This window comes from Armatimonas sp. (genome assembly GCF_031410135.1).
GTDB lineage: Bacteria > Armatimonadota > Armatimonadia > Armatimonadales > Armatimonadaceae > Armatimonas.
Genome location: NZ_JANNYP010000789.1, coordinates 1 through 1,509, shown reverse-complemented (window position 1 = coordinate 1,509; position 1,509 = coordinate 1). Strand labels below are relative to the sequence as shown.

General features: G+C 53.5%; 1 protein-coding gene. It reads left to right on the top strand.

Going from position 1 to position 1,509, the window contains the following annotated elements:
* Positions 1-1,509, top strand: a 1,509-nt coding sequence (locus tag RMO15_RS28835) for a glycoside hydrolase family 95 protein (protein WP_309721202.1), incomplete at both ends; no start/stop codon positions are given.

Genomic DNA, 1,509 nt, shown 5'->3' with positions numbered 1-1,509 from the left:
AATGAAGAAACTTACTGGTCGGGTGGCCCCTATTCGACCGTTGTCAAAGGTGGTTACAAAGCATTGCCAGAAGTCCAGCGACTCGTGTTTGCGCAGAAGCACCTGGAAGCCCACAATTTGTTTGGTCGAAAGCTGATGGGCTACCCGGTGGAGCAACAGAAGTATCAGAGCCTTGCGAATCTGCACCTCTTCTTGAATCACACACAGAAAATTGAAGACTATAAGCGGCTTCTCGATTTGGAGTCCGGAGTTGCAAAAACCTCCTACCGAGTCGGAGACGTGACCTACCTCCGAGAGGTGTTTGCTTCGGCCCCCGATCAGGCGATTGTGGTTCGGTTGACGACGAGCAAACCAGGAGGATTGACCTTCACTGCCAACCTGCGCGGAGTTAGAAACCAGACTCATTCGAATTACGGAACCGACTACTTCCGCATGGATCCTGTCGGGTCAGACGGGCTATCCGTGACAGGGAAATCGGCCGACTACCTTGGCGTAACAGGGAAACTCCGATACGAAGGGAGGCTCAAGGCATTCGCAGAGGGTGGCAAGGTGAGAACGGAGGGCGTGAACCTCAGAATCGAAGGTGCGAATTCGGTCACCCTGGTTTTTGTTGCGGCAACAAACTTCGTGAACTACAAAGATGTGAGTGCGAATCCGACCCGGCGGGTCGAGTCTTACCTCAAAGCACTCGAAGGAAAGTCGTTTGAAACCCTCCACTCTGCCGCAGTGGCTGACTACAAAAAGCTGTTTGATCGGGTGTCGCTAACACTTCCCACAACCACCCGTTCGTGGCTCCCTACGAACGAGCGCAAGGTGAAAATTCAGACTCAACCCGATCCGAGTCTCGCGGCGTTGACCTACAATTTTGGTCGATACGTCCTGATTTCCTCCTCTCGTGTCGGCACTCAACCGGCCAACCTACAAGGGATATGGAACGACGACATGAATCCGATGTGGGATTCGAAGTACACGACCAACATCAATACTCAGATGAACTACTGGCCCGCGAACTCGGCAAATCTGGGAGAGCTGAACGAGCCGCTTTTTAAGATGATCCGAGAATTGACGGATCAAGGCGCCCAAGTTGCGAAGGAAAACTACGGAGCAAGAGGCTGGGTGTTCCACCAAAACACCGATCTGTGGCGGGTCGCTGCGCCAATGGACGGGCCAACCTGGGGAACCTTCACCGTCGGAGGAGCTTGGCTTTGCACCCACCTTTGGGAACACTACGAATACACGAAGGACAAGAAGTTTCTGAAGGAGAGCTACCCTCTTCTGGAGGGTTCGGTCCAGTTCTTCTTGGACTACTTGGTGAAGCATCCGAACGGAAAGTGGCTCGTAACGAACCCTTCGACTTCCCCGGAAAACTTCCCTAACAGTGGCGATAACGGCCCCTACTACGACGAGGTTACGGGGAGCAATGCCCCAGGAACTTCAATCTGCGCCGGGTCTTCGATCGACATGCAGATTCTCCACGACCTCTTTGGCTACTTCCTTAAAGCCTCTGGC